The 18895-nt window shown below is 73.0% G+C and carries 19 protein-coding genes; 10 read left to right on the top strand and 9 right to left on the bottom strand.

The features are described 5' to 3' along the window. The first annotated feature begins 229 nt into the window (after nt 1-229). Together OG309_RS11650 and OG309_RS11645 are read left to right on the top strand one after the other, a co-directional pair. Nucleotides 230-724, top strand: coding sequence for a DUF3145 domain-containing protein (locus OG309_RS11650; protein WP_329420329.1), 495 nt, complete (start codon nt 230-232; stop codon nt 722-724). A 52-nt stretch (nt 725-776) separates the two neighbouring features. Further along, a complete protein-coding gene (locus OG309_RS11645) occupies nt 777-2375 on the top strand; it encodes an outer membrane protein assembly factor BamB family protein (protein WP_329420327.1) in 1599 nt (532 codons plus the stop codon). 77 nt (nt 2376-2452) lie between these two features. Here OG309_RS11645 and fabF read toward each other — a convergent pair whose 3' ends face one another. The 5 genes from fabF to OG309_RS11620 all read right to left on the bottom strand — a co-directional run bounded on the left by fabF (nt 2453) and on the right by OG309_RS11620 (nt 7341). After that, nucleotides 2453-3715 carry a beta-ketoacyl-ACP synthase II gene (fabF, locus tag OG309_RS11640; RefSeq protein ID WP_329420326.1) on the bottom strand — a complete coding sequence of 421 codons (1263 nt, stop codon included), beginning with the start codon at nt 3713-3715 and terminating at the stop codon, nt 2453-2455. Nucleotides 3716-3794: 79 nt separating this feature from the next. Further along, nucleotides 3795-4043 (bottom strand): acyl carrier protein, encoded by a 249-nt coding sequence (locus tag OG309_RS11635; RefSeq protein ID WP_329420325.1) that lies wholly within the window; start codon nt 4041-4043, stop codon nt 3795-3797. A 59-nt stretch (nt 4044-4102) separates the two neighbouring features. Further along, entirely contained in the window at nt 4103-5134 is a 1032-nt protein-coding gene (locus OG309_RS11630) for a ketoacyl-ACP synthase III (RefSeq protein ID WP_329420322.1), read from the bottom strand. A gap of 18 nt (nt 5135-5152) precedes the next feature. Next, a complete protein-coding gene (locus OG309_RS11625; protein WP_329420320.1) occupies nt 5153-6070 on the bottom strand; it encodes an ACP S-malonyltransferase in 918 nt (305 codons plus the stop codon). A gap of 89 nt (nt 6071-6159) precedes the next feature. Continuing rightward, nucleotides 6160-7341, bottom strand: a complete 1182-nt coding sequence (locus OG309_RS11620; protein WP_329420319.1) for a PucR family transcriptional regulator — start codon at nt 7339-7341, stop codon at nt 6160-6162. Between the two features lie 305 nt (nt 7342-7646). On the opposite strand from OG309_RS11620, the gene OG309_RS11615 reads away from it, so the two are divergent. Beyond that, nucleotides 7647-8306, top strand: coding sequence for a pirin family protein (locus OG309_RS11615; protein WP_329428272.1), 660 nt, complete (start codon nt 7647-7649; stop codon nt 8304-8306). Here OG309_RS11615 and OG309_RS11610 read toward each other — a convergent pair. The 3 genes from OG309_RS11610 to OG309_RS11600 all read right to left on the bottom strand — a co-directional run bounded on the left by OG309_RS11610 (nt 8303) and on the right by OG309_RS11600 (nt 10671). Next, nucleotides 8303-8569: a DUF397 domain-containing protein gene (locus tag OG309_RS11610; protein ID WP_329420317.1), complete on the bottom strand. Its 267-nt coding sequence runs from the start codon at nt 8567-8569 to the stop codon at nt 8303-8305. The genes OG309_RS11615 and OG309_RS11610 overlap by 4 nt on opposite strands. After that, a complete protein-coding gene (locus OG309_RS11605; RefSeq protein WP_329420316.1) occupies nt 8553-9377 on the bottom strand; it encodes a helix-turn-helix domain-containing protein in 825 nt (274 codons plus the stop codon). Before OG309_RS11605 ends, OG309_RS11610 begins: the two co-directional genes overlap by 17 nt. A 124-nt stretch (nt 9378-9501) precedes the next feature. Beyond that, nucleotides 9502-10671, bottom strand: coding sequence for a L,D-transpeptidase family protein (locus tag OG309_RS11600; RefSeq protein ID WP_329420314.1), 1170 nt, complete (start codon nt 10669-10671; stop codon nt 9502-9504). A 211-nt stretch (nt 10672-10882) separates the two neighbouring features. On the opposite strand from OG309_RS11600, the gene OG309_RS11595 reads away from it, so the two are divergent. The 5 genes from OG309_RS11595 (at nt 10883) to OG309_RS11575 (ending at nt 16518) form a co-directional block, all read left to right on the top strand. Further along, the gene (locus OG309_RS11595) at nt 10883-12058 is read left to right on the top strand and encodes a lipid II:glycine glycyltransferase FemX (protein ID WP_329420312.1); all 1176 of its coding nucleotides are present in this window, start codon (nt 10883-10885) and stop codon (nt 12056-12058) included. Then, the gene (murJ, locus tag OG309_RS11590; RefSeq protein WP_329420311.1) at nt 12055-13686 is read left to right on the top strand and encodes a murein biosynthesis integral membrane protein MurJ; all 1632 of its coding nucleotides are present in this window, start codon (nt 12055-12057) and stop codon (nt 13684-13686) included. The genes OG309_RS11595 and murJ overlap by 4 nt, the downstream gene beginning before the upstream one ends. A 92-nt stretch (nt 13687-13778) precedes the next feature. Then, nucleotides 13779-14462 (top strand): response regulator transcription factor, encoded by a 684-nt coding sequence (locus OG309_RS11585; protein WP_329420310.1) that lies wholly within the window; start codon nt 13779-13781, stop codon nt 14460-14462. Beyond that, on the top strand, nt 14459-15949 hold the full coding sequence (locus OG309_RS11580; protein WP_329420309.1) for a sensor histidine kinase: 1491 nt from the start codon (nt 14459-14461) through the stop codon (nt 15947-15949). The genes OG309_RS11585 and OG309_RS11580 overlap by 4 nt, the downstream gene beginning before the upstream one ends. After that, nucleotides 15946-16518: a hypothetical protein gene (locus OG309_RS11575; RefSeq protein ID WP_329420308.1), complete on the top strand. Its 573-nt coding sequence runs from the start codon at nt 15946-15948 to the stop codon at nt 16516-16518. Before OG309_RS11580 ends, OG309_RS11575 begins: the two co-directional genes overlap by 4 nt. Nucleotides 16519-16536: 18 nt before the next feature. On the opposite strand, the gene OG309_RS11570 is transcribed toward OG309_RS11575, so the two are convergent. After that, on the bottom strand, nt 16537-17355 hold the full coding sequence (locus OG309_RS11570) for a serine hydrolase domain-containing protein (RefSeq protein WP_443067630.1): 819 nt from the start codon (nt 17353-17355) through the stop codon (nt 16537-16539). Nucleotides 17356-17427: 72 nt separating this feature from the next. Here OG309_RS11570 and OG309_RS11565 point away from each other — a divergent pair, with 72 nt between their 5' ends. Further along, nucleotides 17428-17847, top strand: coding sequence for a MerR family transcriptional regulator (locus OG309_RS11565; protein WP_329420305.1), 420 nt, complete (start codon nt 17428-17430; stop codon nt 17845-17847). Next, on the top strand, nt 17844-18875 hold the full coding sequence (locus OG309_RS11560; protein ID WP_329420303.1) for an aldo/keto reductase: 1032 nt from the start codon (nt 17844-17846) through the stop codon (nt 18873-18875). Before OG309_RS11565 ends, OG309_RS11560 begins: the two co-directional genes overlap by 4 nt. Nucleotides 18876-18895: the final 20 nt, after the last annotated feature.

The raw sequence follows: 18895 nt of genomic DNA, 5'->3' as shown, positions 1-18895 counted from the left end.
GAGTGAATGCTTGGTGTCCACCCGCCCCTGACCGACCGTACGTCACCCCGATGCGGGTGCGGCACGGTAGCTTTTCCCCGTCGAACCAGAGGCGCCTCGGCCGAATGGGTCCGGTAAATTACATCACGTCACTTGCTGTCCCCTTTTTGGGGGTTTGCGAAGATCTACTCCTGATGTGTTTACTGAGGCCGCTGGGCAAGGTGAACCTCGTCCCACACTGGAGGTCCCGGTGACGACACGTGGAGTCCTGTACGTACACTCCGCACCGCGTGCGCTCTGCCCGCACGTCGAATGGGCGGTCGCGGGCGTCCTCGGTGCGAGGGTCCAGCTCGACTGGATCCGCCAGCCGGCGTCCCCCGGCACCTGGAGAGCCGAGTTCTCCTGGAAGGGGCAGACCGGCACCGCCTCCACACTCGCCTCCGCCCTGCGCGGCTGGCAGATGCTCCGCTTCGAGGTGACCGCGGAACCCTGCCCCACCGCCGAGGGCGAGCGCTACAGCGCCACCCCCGCCCTGGGCATCTTCCACGCCGTCACCGGCATCCACGGCGACATCCTCGTCCCCGAGGACCGCCTGCGCGCCGCCCTGGCCCGCGCGGCCCAGGGCGAGACGGTGCTCGAGGCGGAGATCGCCCGGCTCCTCGGCAAACCCTGGGACGACGAGCTGGAACCCTTCCGCTACGCGGGCGAGGGGGCTCCGGTGCGCTGGCTGCACCAGGTGGTCTAGATTCCCCGCCGGGGCCCGCAGGGGGCGGGTCCCGTGAGGTGGGGGGGAAGCGATGCAGGGACGTACGGCGGCCTCGACGGCCGTCGTTCTGCTGTCGGGGGCCGCGTTCGGCGCCGCGGCCGTGCTGCTCGGCGGCTTCGTGGTCCGGGGCCTGGGCGGGATGAGCTACGAGTGCCAGGGTTCCTGGCCCGAGGGCGCCGCCGTGTGGTGGTGGCTGCTCGCCGGAGCGGGGCTCCTGGCGGTCGGCCGGGCCGGCCACGTCCTCGGGCGGCGCGGCCGAAAGGTCCCGCCGGAGGAGCCCCGCGACGCGATCCCCCGGAACGCCAAGGCCTGGGGACCGACGGGGTCCGAGGCGAGGGTGCGGCCCGCCGTGCTCCTCGGCAAGGAGGAGCGGGAGCCCGCCGCGCCGCGCTCGTCCCGGCTCGGCGGCGCCGAACGCGCGGCCCTCGCCGTCGCCGTCTGCCTCGGACTGCTGGCCGGCGCCTGGGGCGTGTGGCCGGCCGGCGAGGACGGGACCGCCGCGGGGCGCCCGGAATCGAAGCCGCCCGCCCGGCCGACCCTCGCCTGGCAGGTGCCCCGGGTCGGCGACGGCCAGGGGCCCGGCACCTGGGGCCTGCCCGACGGCATCGTCGACGGGCGGCTCGACGGCCTCCACGCGTACGGCGGCGCCGACGGGAAGGTGCGCTGGAACGTCGCCGTGCCCGCCCGTGAGGCCGTCTGCGTGATGAGCCCGCGTGTCGACGGGAACATCGGCCTCCTCGCGTACGGACGCCACGACAAGCCCTGCGCGACGCTCGTCGCCGTCCACACCGGCACCGGCAAGGTCCTGTGGAAGCAGCGCGTCGGCGGTGACGGGGTCCCCGCTCGGGGCATCGCCGTCGGCGGCACCGTCGCCGTCGCCGTCGAGGGCGGCACGGTCCGCGGCCGCGCCGCCGAGAGCGGCGCGCAACGCTGGCAGCGGGCCCTCGGCAAGGGGTGCGCGATCCCGTCCCTCGACGCGGACGCCACCCGCGCGCTCCTCGTCGAGCAGTGCGGCGACAGAGCCCGCCTGCTCGCCCTCGACCCGGCCACCGGCAAGGAGCTCTGGACCCGCGCCCTGCCCGTGGAGTCCACCGTCCAGGCCCGGGTCGTGTCGGTCGCCCCCGCGGTCGTCGCGCTCCTCGAACGGGACGACCGGGGCACCCGCGCCCTGCTCGGCTTCGACGACACGGGCGCGCCGACCGCCACCGTGCCGCTCTCGGGACCCGACGGGACCGTCGTCGTCTTCGACGACGACCGCCCCCTGGTCTTCGGCGACGTGCTCGTCGCCCGCGTGGAGCGGAGCTCGTCCGTGGCCGAGAAGACGGTCGGCTACTCCCTCAAGGACGGCCGCAAGCTGTGGGAGCACGAGGTGGCGGACTCCGACGAGCTCATGGTCGACGCGCTGGCCCGGCAGCCCGACGGCACCCTCGCCCTGCTCGTCCGCACCCTCAAGGCCCCGAAGGTCGTCCTGCTCGACGCCGCCACGGGGCGCGTACGCTCCCAGCGCGTCCCCGAGGGCGAGGACGGCCTCACCTCGATCTATCCGGAGCTCTTCCCGGTCGCGGGCGGGCACGTCGTCGTCAACCACCTCTCGATGAGCGGCGAACCGGCGGTGTTCGCGATCCGCTGACACCGCGCGGGAACGACGGAGGCCCACCCCCCGGCCGGGGGGTGGGCCTCACCTGTGACGGAACGTCACGGCACGGATCAGACCGAACGGAACGCCAGCACCACGTTGTGGCCGCCGAACCCGAACGAGTTGTTGATCGCGGCGATCGAGCCCTGGGGCAGCTCGCGCGGCTCGTTCAGCACGATGTCGGCGTCGACCTCGGGGTCGAGGTCGGTGACGTTGATCGTCGGCGGGGCCAGCCGGTGGTGGAGGGCCAGGACCGTCGCGACGGTCTCGATGCCGCCGGCGCCGCCCAGGAGGTGGCCCGTCATCGACTTGGTCGCGGAGACCGCGACGTGGTCCAGGTCGTCGCCCAGGACCTTGCGCAGCGCCTTGATCTCGGCGACGTCGCCCTGCGGGGTCGACGTGGCGTGGGCGTTGAGGTGGACGACCTCGGACGGCTTCAGGTCCGTCGCGTCGAGGAGGTTCTGTAGCGCCGCGGCGATGCCCCGGCCGGTCGGCTCGGGCTGCGCGATGTGGTGGCTGTCGGCCGACAGGCCCTGGCCCAGCACCTCGCAGTAGATCTTCGCGCCGCGCGCCTTCGCGTGCTCCTCGGACTCCAGCACGACCACGCCGGCGCCCTCGCCCAGGACGAAGCCGTCCCGGCCCTTGTCGTAGGGGCGCGAGGCCTGCTGGGGCTCGTCGTTGTTCTTGGACATCGCCATCATGTTGGCGAAGGCCGCGATCGGCAGCGGGTGGATCGCCGCCTCGGTGCCGCCCGCGACGACCACGTCGGCACGGCCGGTACGGATCATCTCGACGGCGTAGCCGATCGCCTCGGCACCCGACGCGCACGCGGAGACCGGGGTGTGGACGCCCGCCCGGGCGTTCACCTCCAGGCCGACGTTGGCGGAGGGGCTGTTGGGCATCAGCATCGGCACGGTGTGCGGGGAGACGCGGCGCACGCCGGACTCCTTCAGCACGTCGTACTGGTCGAGCAGGGTGGTGACGCCGCCGATGCCGGAGGCGATGACGGAACCGAGCCGCTCGGGCACGATCTTCTCGTCCTCGCCGGCGGGCGCGGTGTAGCCCGCGTCGGCCCACGCCTCGCGGGCCGCGATCAGCGCGAACTGCGCCGAGCGGTCCAGCTTGCGGGCCAGCGGGCGGGGCAGGACCTCGGACGGCTCCACCGCGACGCGCGCGGCGATCCGTACGGGCAGCTCCTCGAAGCGCTCGCCCTCCAGGGGCTTCACGCCGGAGCGTCCGGCGAGGAGGCCCTCCCAGGTGGAAGCGGAGTCGCCACCCAGCGGAGTGGTTGCGCCGATACCGGTGACGACCACGGTGCGATTGGTCGAGCTCACAGGAATTCTTTCTCCATGTGTGTGATGGTCGAAAAGCGGCGCCACCGCTGGGTGGCGAACCGGGTCAGCTAGGCCCGAATCAGGCCTGGTGCTTCAGGATGTACTCGGTCGCGTCGCCGACCGTCTTGAGGTTCTTGACGTCCTCGTCGGGGATCTTGACGTCGAAGCGCTCTTCGGCGGCCACGACGACCTCGACCATGGACAGGGAGTCGACGTCCAGGTCATCGGTGAAGGACTTCTCGATCGCGACGTCCTCGACCGGGATGCCGGCGATCTCGTTCACGATGTCGGCGAGACCGGCGACGATCTCTTCCTGGGTGGCGGCCATGGTGGCGCTCCTTCTTGTGTGTGCTGAGAAAAAAGAGGCTTCCGGGAGATCCGGAGTGCCTAGGGGAGAGTAACGACCGTCGCGGCGAAGACGAGACCCGCCCCGAAGCCGATGATGAGCGCCGTGTCGCCGCTCTTGGCCTTGCCGGTCGCCAGGAGCCGCTCCATCGCGAGCGGAATCGAGGCGGCCGAGGTGTTGCCGGTGGTCTCCACGTCACGGGCGACCGTGACGTGCTCCGGCAGCTTGAGGGTCTTCACCATCGAGTCGATGATCCGCATGTTGGCCTGGTGCGGGATGAAGACGTCCAGGTCGTCCGCCGAGATCCCGGCGGCGTCCAGCGCCTGCTGGGCGACCTTCGCCATCTCGAAGACGGCCCAGCGGAAGACCGCCTGGCCCTCCTGCGTGATGGCCGGGAACTTGATCTCGCCCTGCTCGTTGAGGGGCAGCTTCGAGACGTCGCCGAGGTGGAAGTCGTTCCACGGCACGGTCTGCTTGATCGTCTCGGACTTGTCGCCCTCCGAACCCCACACGGTGGGGCCGATGTGCGGCTCGTCCGAGGGGCCGACGACCACGGCGCCGGCACCGTCGCCGAACAGGAAGGCCGTCGCGCGGTCCTCCAGGTCCGTCAGGTCGCTCAGCCGCTCCACGCCGATCACCAGCACGTACTCGGCCGAACCCTCGACGATCATGCCCTTGGCGAGGGTGAGGCCGTAGCCGAAGCCCGCGCAGCCGGCGGAGATGTCGAACGCGGCCGGCTTGCCGGCACCGATCTTGTCGGCGATCTCGGTGGCCACCGCCGGGGTCTGCTTGAAGTGCGACACCGTGGAGACGACGACCGCGCCGATCTGCTCGGGAGAGATCCCGGCGTCGGCGATCGCCTTGCCGGAGGCCTCCACCGACATCGCGGTGACGGTCTCCTCGGGGGACGCCCAGTGGCGGGTGGCGATGCCGGAGCGCGAGCGGATCCACTCGTCGGAGGAGTCGATCTTCTCCAGGATCACCTCGTTGGGCACCACACGGGTCGGGCGGTAGCCGCCGACGCCGAGGATGCGCGCGTACGGGGCGCCCTTGCTGGGCTTGATCTTCGCCATGCTTCTCGACACTCCTTGTCAGGCCGTGGTCGTCGTCGCTGCGAGCGTGCGGGCCGCGTCGAGGTCGTCCGGGGTCTTCAGGGCCACGGTGGGGACACCGGGCAGGGCGCGCTTGGCGAGGCCGGTCAGGGTGCCGCCGGGGCACACCTCGATCAGGCCGGTGACGCCGAGCTCCTGGAAGGTCTCCATGCACAGGTCCCAGCGGACCGGGTTGGCGACCTGGCCGACCAGGCGGGCGATGACCTCGCTGCCGCCGGCCACGACCTGGCCGTCCTTGTTGGAGACGTAGCGCACGGCCGGGTCGGCCGGGGACAGCTCCTGGGCGGCGGCGGCCAGCTTCTCCACGGCCGGGGCCATGTGGTGCGTGTGGAACGCGCCGGCGACCTGCAGCGCGACCACCCGGCGGACGCCCTCGGGCTTGTCCTCGGCCAGGGCGGCCAGCTGCTCCAGGGTGCCGGCGGCCACGATCTGGCCGGCGCCGTTGACGTTGGCCGGGGTCAGGCCCAGCTTCTCCAGGTGGGGGACGGTCACCTCGGGGTCGCCGCCGAGCAGCGCCGACATGCCGGTCCGCGTGATCGCGGCGGCCTCGGCCATCGCCAGACCACGGGTGCGTACGAGACGCAGCGCGGCGGTGTCGTCGAGGACGCCCGCGAAGGCGGCGGCGGTGAACTCGCCGACGCTGTGACCGGCGACGGCGCCGGGCGCCACGTCACCGAGGGCGGCGGCCGACAGCAGACCGGCGGCGACCAGCAGCGGCTGGGCCACGGCGGTGTCGCGGATCTCGTCCGCGTCGGCCTTCGTGCCGTAGTGGGCAAGGTCGAGCCCGATGGCGTCGGACCAGGCCGCGACGCGGTCGGCGGCACCGGGGAGTTCGAGCCAGGGAGTCAGGAAGCCGGGCGTCTGGGCGCCTTGGCCGGGAGCGACGAGTACGAGCACCCTCACACTCTCTCTTGGGGACGGTCCCGGACGCCCGTGGGGACAAGGACGAAGAACCGTCGGGGGAATTGTTGGTGTTCGACAAAAGTCTAGGACTGCGTCTCCGCGTCGGCCAAGCGCCCGAGGATGAGCGCGATCCGCAGGGTGAACGCGGAGCGGACGTCGGAGGGTGACCAGCCGGTGACGTCGGTCACACGTCGAAGCCGGTAGCGCACGGTGTTCGGGTGGACGAACAGCATCCTCGCCGCGCCTTCCAGGCTGCTCGCCTGCTCCAGATAGACACTGAGCGTTTCGAGCAGCGCCGACCCCGCTTCTTCCAGCGGTCTGTAGATCTCCTCCACCAGCTGGTCACGGGCCGAAGGGTCGGAGGCGATGGCGCGCTCCGGCAGGAGATCGTCCGCGAGGACCGGCCTGGGGGCGTCCTGCCAGGCCGTGCAGGCCTTCAGGCCGGCGGCGGCGGCCTGCGCGGACCGGGTCGCGGCCAGCAGGTCGGGCACGACGGGCCCGGCGACGACGGCTCCGGCCGCGTACGGCCCGATCAGGGCCTTCGCGACGGCCAGCGGGTTGTCGTTGCCGCCCGCGATGACCACGAGCCGGTCCCCGAGGACCCCGGTGAGCACCTGCAGCTTGGCGTGCCGGGCGGCCCGGCGGATCGCCTCGACGGTCAGCTCGCTGTCCCCGTCGGGCGCCGTCCCCAGCACCACGCACACGTTCTCCGGCGAGTTCCAGCCGAGCGCGGCGGCCCGGGACACGGCCCCCTCGTCGGCCTCCCCGGACAGCACCGCGTTGACGACCAGCGACTCCAGCCGGGCGTCCCAGGCTCCCCGGGCCTCGGCGGCCTGCGCGTACACCTGGGCGGTGGCGAAGGCGATCTCCCGCGCGTAGACGAGCAGCGCCTCGCGCAGCACGCGCTCGTCGCCCGGGGCGGCGACCTCGTCGATCGCCACCTCCATGACCTCGATGGTCGTGCGGACCATCTCGACGGTCTGGCGCAGCGTGATCGCCCGGGTCAGCTCGCGCGGGGCGGTGCCGAACACGTCGGTGGAGATCGCCTGCGGGGTCTCGGGGTGCCGGAACCACTCGGTGAACGCCGCGATGCCGGCCTGGGCGACCAGGCCGATCCACGACCGGTTCTCGGGCGGCATCGCCCGGTACCACGGCAGCGTCTCGTCCATGCGGGCAATGGCGTTGGCGGCGAGCCGCCCGGAGGACTGTTCGAGGCGCTTCAGGGTCGCGGCATGCGGGTGAGGGGCGTTCACGGGTTCAGACACGGGGACAAGACTGCCCTATGCCGGGGAGTCGGCTGGCACGGACCGGCGCGAGAGTACGAAGTCGCAGGTCACAGCCGTGAGGCTGCCGACCGATCCGGCTGCTTGGTCGTGTCGTGCCGACTCGGTCGCCTCACCGGGGCTGTGGAGATCCGACAGCGCCGGAAGCCCGTGGTGCGGCCGCAGGGCCGTCCCGGGGCTCCGTGGGCGCACGCCGTGGGGCGCCGCGCGGATCGGGGCCGGCCGCGTGCCGGTCGGGGCGGTGTCGTGGACACCCGCCGCACCGCCGCCGCTACCGTGGGCCCGTGATACGCATCCAGCGCGCCGGGGAGCGGTACCCCGGAGGCGACCCCGAGGCCGGGATCGACACCCGGCACGCCCTCTCCTTCGGCCGCTTCTACGACCCCGACAACCTCCGCTTCGGCGCCCTGCTCGCCGTGAACGAGGAACGTCTCGCGCCCGGCGCCGGTTTCGACGAGCACCCGCACAGCCACACCGAGATCGTGACCTGGGTCGTCGAGGGCGAGCTGACCCACCGCGATTCGGCGGGCCACGCGACGGTGGTCCGCCCCGGCGACCTCCAGCACCTGAGCGCCGCCGAGGGCGTCCGGCACGTGGAGCGCAACGACGGCCCGGACCCGCTCGTCTTCGTCCAGATGTGGCTGGCCCCGGCGGCCCCCGGCGGCGACCCCGCGTACGACGTGGTCCGCGGCATCGCCGACGCCACCCCGTACGCCCTGCCGGCGGCGGACGCGATGCTGTACGTGCGGCGCCTGGAACAGGGCGAGCGGGCGGCCGTCCCGGACGCCGCGTTCGTGTACGTGCACGTGGTGCGGGGTTCGGTGCGGCTGGCGGGGGAGGAGCTGAGCACGGGCGACGCGGCCCGCGTCACCGGCGCGGAGGGGCTCGCCCTGCTGGCGACCGGCGACGCGGAGGTGCTGCTGTGGGAGATGCGGGGGGCGTCCTAGCGGACGCCGTCCACGAAGGCCTGCCAGGCGGCGGCGCCGACGATCAGGGTCGGGCCCGTGGGGTTCTTGCTGTCACGGACGGGGACGGTGCCGGGGCAGTCGTCGAGGACCTCGACGCAGTCGCCGCCGGTGTTTCCGCTGTACGAGGACTTCCGCCAGGCCGCGTCGCCGGTGACGGTGCACTCGACGCAGTCGCCGCCGGTGCTTCCGCTGTAACTGGACTTACGCCACCGCGCGCCGGTCAGCTCAGGACGGGTCTCCATAACGTTCCTCCATCACGCGGGTGATCAGCGCCGCCGAATCCTCTACGGAGAGGGCGGTGGCCTGCACGTGAGAGTAACGGAGCGCGGCTTCTCTGACGGTGTCGGGGTTGGCGGTCATGTGGCCCGAGATGAGGTCTTCCGTGTAGACGATGTCCGGGTCGTCGTCGAATCGGAGGAGGTTGAACGAGCCTGCCAAGCTAGCGTGTTCGCCCGCCTCGAAAGGCAGCACCTGGATGCGCATCCAACGGTGGTCGACGAAGCCCAGCAGGTGGGCCAGTTGCCTCCGCATCACCTCGCGGCCGCCGATCGGCCGGTGCAGCACCGCTTCGTCGAGCACCGCCCAGGCCAGCGGCGGGCGTTCCCGGTCCAGGATGCGCTGGCGTTCCATGCGTGCCGCGAGGAGGCCCTCCAGGTCGTCCGGCATTCCGGTGGCCAGGACCGCCCGCGCGTACTCCTCCGTCTGCAACAGCCCGTACACCAGCTGCGTCTGGAACGTGGAGATGTACGTCGCCCGGGCCTCCATCTCCGCGTACGGCTGGAACCAGTTCGGCAACTGGCTCCGCAGCACCAGCCCCACGAGCCGGCTGAACAGACCGCCCGTGCCGAGCGCCGCGTCCAGCCGTTCGGAGAACTCGCGGGTGGGGATCTTCTTCGCGCACTCGATCTGGCCGACCAGGGAGCCCGAGCAGAAGATGATGTCGCCGAGCTGCTGCTGTCTGAGCCCGTGCGCCTCGCGTAAGCGGCGCAGCTCCCAGCCGTAGTAGTCCAAGGGCGAGGCGCCGGGGTCGAGTTGCTGGATGTTGGCCATGGCGGATACCTCCGGCCCGGACGCGCGCGGCGTGTCGACTGGCTGTGTCGCCGAGCGTATCCGGCGCGTCGCGGGCCGGAGGGGGGAATGCCGGACGGCCACCCCTGTGGGTGACCCGGCCCGGTCAGCCGCGCAGCGCGCTCTTCGCCTGCCAGGCCGTCCAGTCCAGGTTCCACGCGCCGTAGCCGTTGCCCTCGGCGACGACGCCCTTGGTGTCCTCGCCGGTGATCTCGAAGGGGTCGCCGACCCGGACCGAGGCGTAGAAGGAGGCGGCGTTCTCGGTGCTCATGCCGATGCAGCCGGAGCTGTGGTTGGCCCGCCCGAAGTAGGCCGCGTTCCACGGGGCGGCGTGGGCGTACATGCCCGACCAGGTCAGCCGCATCGAGTAGTCGACGTCCTTGTTGTAGGCGTCGCCGAGGCCGACCGTCTCGGAGTTCATGTTGATCGTGCCCTCCTTCGCCATCAGGACGGCCGTGCCCCGCCAGGAGCGCTTGTCGCCGCCGGGGGTGCCGCCGGAGACGGGGATCGTGCGGACCGGGCGCCCGTCCCGTACGACGGTGAGCTTCTTGCGGTCCAGGTCGACCTTCACCACCTGGGACTGGGCGGCGACGGTGAAGCCGGTGCGGTAGTCGCGGACGAACCAGCCGCCGCCCGAGTCCGTGCCGTTCAGCGTCGCGTCCAGGGTGACCTTCGTGCCGGGCTTCCAGTACGAGCGGGGCCGCCAGTCCGCACGGTCCTTGCCCGAGTAGTCCTTGAGCCAGCCCCACGAGCCCTCGGTGGCGACGGACGTGGTGACTTTCAACTGGCGCTCCACGTCCGCCTTGTTGGTCACCGGGCGGTCGAAGACGATCGACAGGGGCTGCGCGACGCCCACCGTGGTGTTCTTGCCGGGGGCCAGCGTCAGCTTGTTGACCTTGTCCGCGGCGGGGGTCGAGAAGGACGTGCGGTCCTTCGTCTCCTTGCCGCCGGCGCCGCGCGCGGTCACTTCCACCGTGTACGTGGCACCCGGCGCCGCCTTGCGGTCCGAGGACCACGAGGAGCCGCCGGTCGCGGTGCGGCCCGCGAGCACGGCGCCGTCCTCGTCGACCACCTTCACCGTCGCGAGGGTGCCGCCGGTGGCCGTCACCGTCACCGGCCGGCCGGCCGTCGGGGGAGCCACGGTCACCTTCGCGGGGGTGCCGTCGGCGGACGCCTTCGGCGACGCGGACTGCGGGTCGGCCGCCGCCGTCGAGCAGGCGGTCAGCGACGCGGCCGCGATCAGGAACAGGGGGATGCGTATGTGGGTGCGCAGCACGGCACGGCCTCCGCGGGAGGGTGGGAAGAAGTGGGATGCACCGGACTGTAGGCCGCCGCCCGGGTCGCGCGCCCGGCCCACGGGCCATGTGACGGGGGCTGATGAGAAACGGTCATCGTCCGGTCACATTCCTCGCGCGGAGTGGTCAATACCGGCTGTGAGCCTGCTGTGCGCCCCACCACCGACGGGGCGGAACCAGGAGGCCCTCGTTGTGTCAGCGCTGCTCGTGACGCCCGCGCCCGCCCGCCCCGCGCTGCGGCTCGGCCCCGTCACCCCCGAGGTGTACCGCGCCTTCCTCGCCGCCCGCAGCACCGGTGCGGACGGGCCCAGCTTCCTCCAGCTCCCCTCCTGGGCGCAGGTGAAGGACGGGTGGACCCACCAACTCGTCGGGTGGGGGCCCGAGTCCGGTGAGCTGTCCGGGGTCGCGCTCGTGCTGCTGCGGGCCTTCCCCGGCACCCGCAAGTACTTCGCCTACCTGCCCGAGGGGCCCGTCGCCGACTGGGCCGACCCGGACCTCGACGGCTGGCTCCAGCCGCTGCTCGGGCACCTGCGGTCCTGTGGCGTGTTCGCGGTGCGCATGGGCCCCGGGCCCGACTACCGGCGCTGGTCCGCCGCCACCCTCAAGGCGCACGCCGGGCCCGGGCGGCGCCTGTCCGACGTCCTCGCCACCGAGGTCGACCCGCTCGGCTCGGCCGTCGCCGAACGGCTGCGGGCGCGGGGGTGGCGCCGGTGCGGCGGCGAGTCCGAGGACGGCGCCGACGCCCAGCCGCGCCTCGTCTACCAGGTGCCGCTCGCCGGCCGCAGCTCCGACGACCTGTGGTCCGGGCTCAACCAGGAGTGGCGGCGCAACATCCGCAAGGCCCGCAAGTCCGGCGTCGAGGTCGTCGTCGGGTCCGCCGCGGACCTGCCCGAGTTCTACCGGCTGCTGCGCGTCACCGAGGAGCGCGACGGCTTCCGGCTCGGCCGCTCCCTCGCGTACTACGAGCGCCAGTACGCCGTCCTCAACGCGGAGTACCCGGGCCGGATGAAGCTGTACCTGGCCCGGCACGAGGGGGAGGTCCTCGCCGCCCACACCATGGTGACCGTCGGACGGCGGGTCTGGTACCAGACCGGTGCCTCCGCCGACCACCGCCGTGAGGTCCGCCCTTCCAACGCCCTGCAGTGGCGCATGATGCTCGACGCCCACGCGCTCGGAGCGGACGTCTACGACATGCGCGGGGTACCCTCCACCCTCGATCCGGACGACCGCGCCCACGGGCTGCTCCGCTGGAAGCTGGGCACGGGCGGGCGGGTCGTCGAGACGCTGGGGGAGTGGGAGATTCCGTTGCAGGGCACGACCAACCACACGCTGTACCGCGCCTTCCAGGCGTACCTGGCCCGCCGATGACGGCCACGGCCACCGAGGCCGCCCCGGCGAAGTCCCCGTCCGTGCTGCGCAGCGGCGCGCTGATGGCGGCCGGTTCGCTCGTCTCGCGCGCCACCGGCTTCGTCCGCTCCGCCGTCGTCGCGGCGGCCATCGGCACCGGCTTCGTCGCCGACGGCTACGCGGTCGGCAACTCCGTCCCCACGATCGTCTACATGCTGCTCCTCGGCGGCGCGCTCAACGCGGTCTTCGTCCCCGAGCTGGTCAAGGCGGCCAAGGAACACGCGGACGGCGGCGCGGCCTACACCGACCGGCTGCTCACCGTCTGCGTGCTCGCCCTCACCGTGCTGACCGGCGTCGCCGTGCTCGCGGCCCCCGCGATCGTCGACGGGTACACCGACTACACCGGCGCCCAGCGGGACATGACCGTCGCGTTCGCCCGCTCCTGCCTGCCGCAGATCTTCTTCCTCGGCCTGTTCACGCTGCTCGGGCAGGTGCTCAACGCCCGCGGCCGGTTCGGCGCGATGATGTGGACGCCGGTCCTCAACAACGTCGTCGTGGTCGGCGTCTTCGGACTGTTCCTCGCCGTCTCCACGGGCGGCGGGCTCACGCCCGGCGAGACCGCGCTGCTCGGCTGGGGCACCACCGCGGGCATCGCCCTCCAGGCCCTCGCCCTCGTGCCCTCCCTGAAGGCGGCCGGCTTCCGCTGGCGCCCCCGCTTCGACTGGCGGGGCAGCGGCCTGACCGCGCCCCTGAAGGCGGCGGGCTGGCTGGTCCTCCTGGTCCTCACCAACCAGGCCGCGTACTGGGTGACCACCAAGATCGCCACGGCGGCCGGGCAGCGCGCCGAGGGCGCCGGCCTCAGCGCGTACAACAACGCCTACCTGCTGTGGGCCGTCCCGCACGGCATCGTCACCGTCGCCCTGGTCACCGCCCTGCTGCCGCGGATGAGCGCCGCGGCGGCCGAGGGCGACCTGGCGGGGGTGCGCCGGGACGTCGCCTACGCCCAGCGCACCAGCATGGCGGCGATCGTCCCCGCCGCGTGCGTGCTGTTCGCCCTGGCCGTCCCGCTGATGGGCCTGGTCTTCGGCTACGGCCGCACCGACGCCGGCGCCGTCCGCTCCATGGCCTGGATCCTGATGGCCCTCGCACCCGGCCTCGTCGCCCTCTCCGGCCAGTACGTCTGCACCCGCGCCTTCTACGCGCTGCGCGACACCCGCACGCCCTTCTTCCTGAACCTGGTCATCGCGGGCCTCAACGCCCTGCTCGCCGTCTGCTCGTACACCGTCCTGCCCGCCCGCTGGGCCGTGGCGGGCATGGCCGCGGGCTACTCCCTGGCGCTGTGGACGGGCTGGGGCCTCACGGCGTACGTGCTCGGGCGCAGGCTCAAGGGCGCGCGGCTCCCGGAAGCCGGGGCCGCGTCCACCGGCGCCGGTTCCGCGCTGCTGCGGTTGCTGGCCGCCGCCGTGCCCGCCGCCGGGGCCGGGCTGCTCGTCGCCGACCGCACCACCGGCGCCGGCTCCGTCCTCTCCGGCCTGGCCGGCGCGGGCGCCGTCGTCGCCGTCTTCGCCCTCCTCGCCCGGCCGCTCCGGCTCACCGAGGTGCGGGCCCTGCTCACGGGCGCCACCGCCCGGCTCACCCGGCGGCGCTGAGACCACCCGTCCCGCCGCCCCCCGTACCCGCTCCCCGCCGGATCCCCTCCCCGGCGGGGAGCGCATCCGACCGACCTTGGGATACTCCACGAATGCCACGCGTGCTGCTGATCGAAGACGACCCCTCCGTCCGCGAAGGCGTCGAGCTCGGGCTCCGGCGCCGCGGGCACGAGGTGCGCACCGCCGCCACCGGGGAGGCTGGGCTCGCCGCGCTGCGCGAGTTCCTCCCCGACCTGCTGCTGCTCGACCTCATGCTGCCCGGGATGAACGGCGTCCAGGTCTGCCGCCAGGTCCGCGAGACCAGCCAGCTGCCGATCATCATGCTCACCGCGCGCGGCGACGACTTCGACGTCGTCATCGGCCTGGAGGCGGGTGCCGACGACTACATCGTCAAGCCCGCCCGTACCGAGGTCATCGAGGCCCGGATCCGGGCCGTGCTCCGCCGGATCGACGAGCCCGGCGGCGCACGCCAGGCCGTGGAGTTCCACGGGGAGCTCGCCGTCGACCGGACCGGCCTCACCGTGGCCAAGAACGGCGAACGCATCGCCCTCGCCCCCTCCGAGCTCAAGCTGCTGCTCCACCTCACCGCCGCCCCCGAGCAGGTCTTCAGCCGCCAGCAGCTCCTCGAACACGTCTGGGAGCACAGCTTCCACGGCGACGCCCGGCTCGTCGACGCCTGCGTCCGCCGCCTCCGCAACAAGATCGAGGACACCCCCGGCGACCCCCGCTACATCCAGACCCTGCGCGGCTTCGGCTACCGCTTCGGACCGTTGTGAGAGCCCACGTCCCGGGCGGTGGCAGACACGCCGAGGCCCGCCGCAGACGCCTGCACCCCTTCGGGCTGCGCACCCGGCTCGTCCTCGCCTTCCTGCTGGTCGCCGCCGTCGGCTGCGGCACCACCGCCGCCCTCACCTACCGCGCCGCCCGCAACGCGATCCTGGAGCAGACCCAGAACACCGCCGTCACCGCCTTCCGCCAGCAGGTCGAGACCCTGAACACCCAGCTGCCCGTCAACCCCGACGGGCTGCGCTCCGCCCTGCAGACCATCGCCCGGCAGGGCAAGCCGCGTCCCTGGCGGGTGTACGCGGAATACGGCGACCTGCGGGTGTCCTCCACCGACCGGCCCGAGTCGAGCGTCCTCACCCCCGAACTGCGCCGTCGTGCCACGGCGGTCGGCGCCACCCACGGCAGCTTCCAGCGGGTCGTCAAGAACGGGACCCCGTACCTCACCATCGCCGTCCCCGCCGTCTTCAGCAACTACTATCGGGGCTTCCCCGAGGGCAGTCCCACCGGGCTCGTCCTGTACGCGGTGATGGACCTGGGCGAGGAGGAGGCCAACATCGAGGCGATGGTCGTCGCCGCCCGTGACGGCGCCCTGCCCGCGCTGCTCGTCGCCCTGATCCCGGCGCTGGTGGCCTCGCGAGGGGTGCTGCGGCCGGTGCGGGAGCTGCGGGTCGCCGCCCACAGCATGGGCCGGGGCCTTCTGGACACCCGTATCCATGCCAAGGGCAGCGACGAACTCGCCGATCTGGCCCGCACGTTCAACGAGTCCGCTGCCGAGCTGGAACGTTCCGTCACGGAGCTGCGGAGCGCCGAGGCCCGCGCCCGCCGCTTCGCCTCCGACGTCTCCCACGAACTGCGCACCCCGCTCGCCGGGATGCTCGCCGTCACCGAGGTGCTCGACGAGGACGCCGGCAGCCTCGACTCCGACACCGCCCGCGCCGTCCGCCTGATCAGCGCCGAGACCGGCAAGCTGGCCGTGCTCGTCGAGGACCTGATGGAGATCTCCCGCTTCGACGCCCGCGCGGCCGAGCTCCACACCGACGAGGTCGACGTGGCGGACTCGGTCCGCAAGACCCTCCAGAACAGGCACTGGACCGACCCGGCGCAGATCGTCACCGAGCTCACCGACGGCCTGCGCGCCCCCCTCGACCCGCGCCGCTTCGACGTCGTCGTCGCCAACCTGGTCGGCAACGCCCTGCGGCACGGCGCCGCGCCGGTGACGGTCCGGGTGTACGCGGAGGACGGGCCCGAGGACCGGCTCGTCACGGAGGTCGCCGACCGGGGGCCGGGCATCCCCGAAGACGTCCTGCCGCATGTCTTCGACCGCTTCTACAAGGCCGACGCGGCCCGTACCCGCTCGGCGGGCAGCGGCCTCGGCCTCGCCATCACGCTGGAGAACGTCCGGCTGCACGGCGGCACCGTCGTCGCCGCCAACCGCCCCGACGGGGGCGCCGTCTTCACCGTCAGGATCCCGCGGTGACCCCCGCCGCGAGCCGCTTCCGCAGGCGTGCCGCAGCCGCTCTGCTGGCCCTGCTGGCGCTGGCGGGCTGCGGCATACAGAAGAGCGACGTCGTGGAGGCCGGGGCGGGCGCCCCGGTCACGGTGAACCCCACCGGCAACCCGCGGATGCTGCTGTTCTTCGTCGGACGGGACGGCCGGCTGATGCCGGTCGCCCGCGACCTCGGATTCCACCGCGTCGTCGACACCGGCACCGGGACCACGATCACCGAACCGCCGTACCGGGTCACCACCGACAAGGTCCTCGGCGCCCTCATCGAGGGCCCGGACGAGCGCGAGCGCGCCGCCGGCATCACCAGCCGGATCGCCTTCCACGGCGCCGGCGAACCCCACGCGCTGCGCGAGACGGGCTCCGACGGGCGCCCGCGGCTCACCGTCCGGCTCACGGTCCGCCTTCAGGACCTCGACCCGGTCGCCGTGCGCCAGCTGATCTGCACGGCCTCCTACGCCGAGGACCTCGGCCGGGCGGTCGAGGTCGTCGTCGCGGGGACGGACGGGCCGTTGCCCGCCGCCCGCTGCGAGACGGACTGAACCCGTCGGGGCCGCGCCTCAGGCGCTCCGCAGCTCCGCGAGGACCGCGTCCGTGAACGGCGGCCACGCCTCGACCGCCCACGCGCCGAAGGGCCGGTCGGTGAGCGCCACGCAGGCCGCACCGGCGTCCGGGTCGATCCACAGGAAGGTCCCGGACTGGCCGAAGTGCCCGAAGGTGCGCGGCGAGGACGAGGCGCCCGTCCAGTGCGGCGACTTGCCGTCGCGGATCTCGAAGCCGAGGCCCCAGTCGTTGGGCTTCTGATGCCCGTAGCCCGGCAGGATGCCGGTGAGGCCGGGGTACGTCACGGTCATCGCGTCCAGCACCGTCCGCGCGTCGAGCAGTCGCGGCGCCTGCACCTCGGCGGCGAAGCGCACCAGGTCGTCGACGGTCGACACGCCGTCCTTGGCGGGCGAGCCCTCCAGCGTCGTCGCGGTCATGCCGAGCGGCTCCAGGACCGCCTGGTGCAGGTACTCGGCGAACGGGATGTCGGTGGCCTTGGCGACATGGTCGCCGAGCACCTCGAATCCGGTGTTGGAGTAGATCCGGCGGGCGCCGGGCGCCGCCATGACCCGGTTCTCGTCGAAGGCGAGCCCGGAGGTGTGCGCGAGCAGGTGCCGCACGGTGGCGCCCTCGGGCCCGGCCGCCTCGTCGAGGTCGATCGCCCCCTCCTCGTACGCGACGAGGACGGCGTACGCCGCGAGCGGCTTGGTGACCGAGGCCAGCGGGAAGCGCCGGCCGGTGGGGCCGTGCGCGCCGGCCAGGGTGCCGTCCGCGCGGACGACGGCGGCCGCGGCGGTGGGGACGGGCCAGTTCTCGATCGACGCCAGGGTCTGCAGGCTGCTCAGCATGGTGCCGAGCGTACTTGGCCTGCTTGCTTCGAGTGCACTCCAACCTTCTAGCGTGGGGGCATGAGCTTGATCGAGAGCACGACACCGCCGGTGCGGAAGGACCGCTACACGATCAGCGAGGTGGCCGCCCTGACCGGACTCTCGGCACACACCCTGCGCTGGTACGAGCGGATCGGCCTCATGCCGCACGTCGACCGTTCGCACACCGGCCAGCGCCGCTTCACCGGGCGGGACCTGGACTGGCTGGCCTTCGTCGGCAAGCTGCGGCTGACCGGGATGTCGGTGGCCGACATGGTGCGGTACGCGGAGCTCGTCCGCGACGGCGATCACACCCACCCCGAGCGGCGCGCGCTCCTGGAGACCACCCGGCGCGACGTCCTGACCCGGATCGCCGAGCTGCAGGACACCCTCGCCGTGCTCGACCTCAAGATCGGCTACTACGGCAACCAAGCGACCACATGCGGAGAGGCCACCTCATGAGCAGCAGCAACGGCAGGATCGGCACCGTACGGCTCGGCGCCGGCCAGGACGGACCGGAGATCGGCGTCCAGGGCTTCGGCGCCATGGGCATCAGCGAGTTCTACGGCGACACCGACGAGACGGCCGCCCGCGACACCCTCGACGCGGCCCTGGAAGCCGGCGTCACCCTCATCGACACCGCCGACGTCTACGGGCAGGGCGCCAACGAGGAGTTCCTCGCCCCCTTCGTCGCCGCGCACCGCGACGAGATCGTCCTCGCCACCAAGTTCGCCATCGAGCGGCGGGCCGACGACCCGTTCTACCGGGGCGTCCGCAACGACCGCGCGTACATCCGCAACGCGGTGGAGGCGAGCCTGCGCCGCCTCGGCGTCGAGACCATCGACCTCTACTACATGCACCGCCGCGACCCGGGCGTCCCCTTCGCCGAGTCCGTCGGCGCGATGGCCGAGCTCGTCCGGGAGGGCAAGGTCCGGCACCTGGGCCTGAGCGAGGTGACCGGGGCCGAGCTGCGCGAGGCCTACACGGTGCACCCGATCGCCGCGCTCCAGTCGGAGTGGTCGCTGTTCTCCCGCGACGTCGAGCGCAGCGCCGTCGGCGCCGCCGCCGAACTCGGCGTGACCTTCGTCCCCTACTCGCCGCTCGGCCGGGGCTTCCTCACCGGCGCGTTCGCCGACGCCTCCAAGGAGCTGTCCGACGCGGACTTCCGCCGGCACCAGCCCCGCTTCAGCGGCGAGAACGCGGCCCGGAACGCGGCCCTGCTCGCCCCGGTCCGGACGATCGCCGAGGAGCACGCGGCGACGCCCGCGCAGATCGCCCTCGCCTGGGTCCAGCAGCGCGCCGCCGTGCACGGCCTGGACGTCGTCCCCATCCCGGGCACCCGCAAGCGCTCCCGCCTGACGGAGAACGCGGCCGCCACCCGGATCACCCTCACCGAGTCCCAGCTCGCCGCCCTGGAGCCGATCGCCGACCGGGTGGCGGGCGACCGCTACCCCGACATGACGTTCACGTCGGCGGCGCGGGAGGGCTGACGGCAGGGGGCGGGGACGCC

Origin of the sequence: Streptomyces sp. NBC_01268, from assembly GCF_036240795.1 — a bacterium.
In the GTDB taxonomy this organism is placed as follows: Bacteria; Actinomycetota; Actinomycetes; order Streptomycetales; family Streptomycetaceae; genus Streptomyces.
This window is presented reverse-complemented; position numbering and strand designations above follow the sequence as displayed.

Excerpts from the sequence above, each read along its gene's own strand:
- OG309_RS11645 (WP_329420327.1), top strand. The coding sequence starts at position 777 with ATGCAGGGACGTACGGCGGCCTCGACGGCCGTCGTTCTGCTGTCGGGG.
- OG309_RS11635 (WP_329420325.1), bottom strand. The coding sequence starts at position 4,043 with ATGGCCGCCACCCAGGAAGAGATCGTCGCCGGTCTCGCCGACATCGTG.
- OG309_RS11630 (WP_329420322.1), bottom strand. The coding sequence starts at position 5,134 with ATGGCGAAGATCAAGCCCAGCAAGGGCGCCCCGTACGCGCGCATCCTC.
- OG309_RS11610 (WP_329420317.1), bottom strand. The coding sequence starts at position 8,569 with ATGGAGACCCGTCCTGAGCTGACCGGCGCGCGGTGGCGTAAGTCCAGT.
- OG309_RS11605 (WP_329420316.1), bottom strand. The coding sequence starts at position 9,377 with ATGGCCAACATCCAGCAACTCGACCCCGGCGCCTCGCCCTTGGACTAC.
- murJ (WP_329420311.1), top strand. The coding sequence starts at position 12,055 with ATGACGGCCACGGCCACCGAGGCCGCCCCGGCGAAGTCCCCGTCCGTG.
- OG309_RS11585 (WP_329420310.1), top strand. The coding sequence starts at position 13,779 with ATGCCACGCGTGCTGCTGATCGAAGACGACCCCTCCGTCCGCGAAGGC.
- OG309_RS11565 (WP_329420305.1), top strand. The coding sequence starts at position 17,428 with ATGAGCTTGATCGAGAGCACGACACCGCCGGTGCGGAAGGACCGCTAC.
- OG309_RS11560 (WP_329420303.1), top strand. The coding sequence starts at position 17,844 with ATGAGCAGCAGCAACGGCAGGATCGGCACCGTACGGCTCGGCGCCGGC.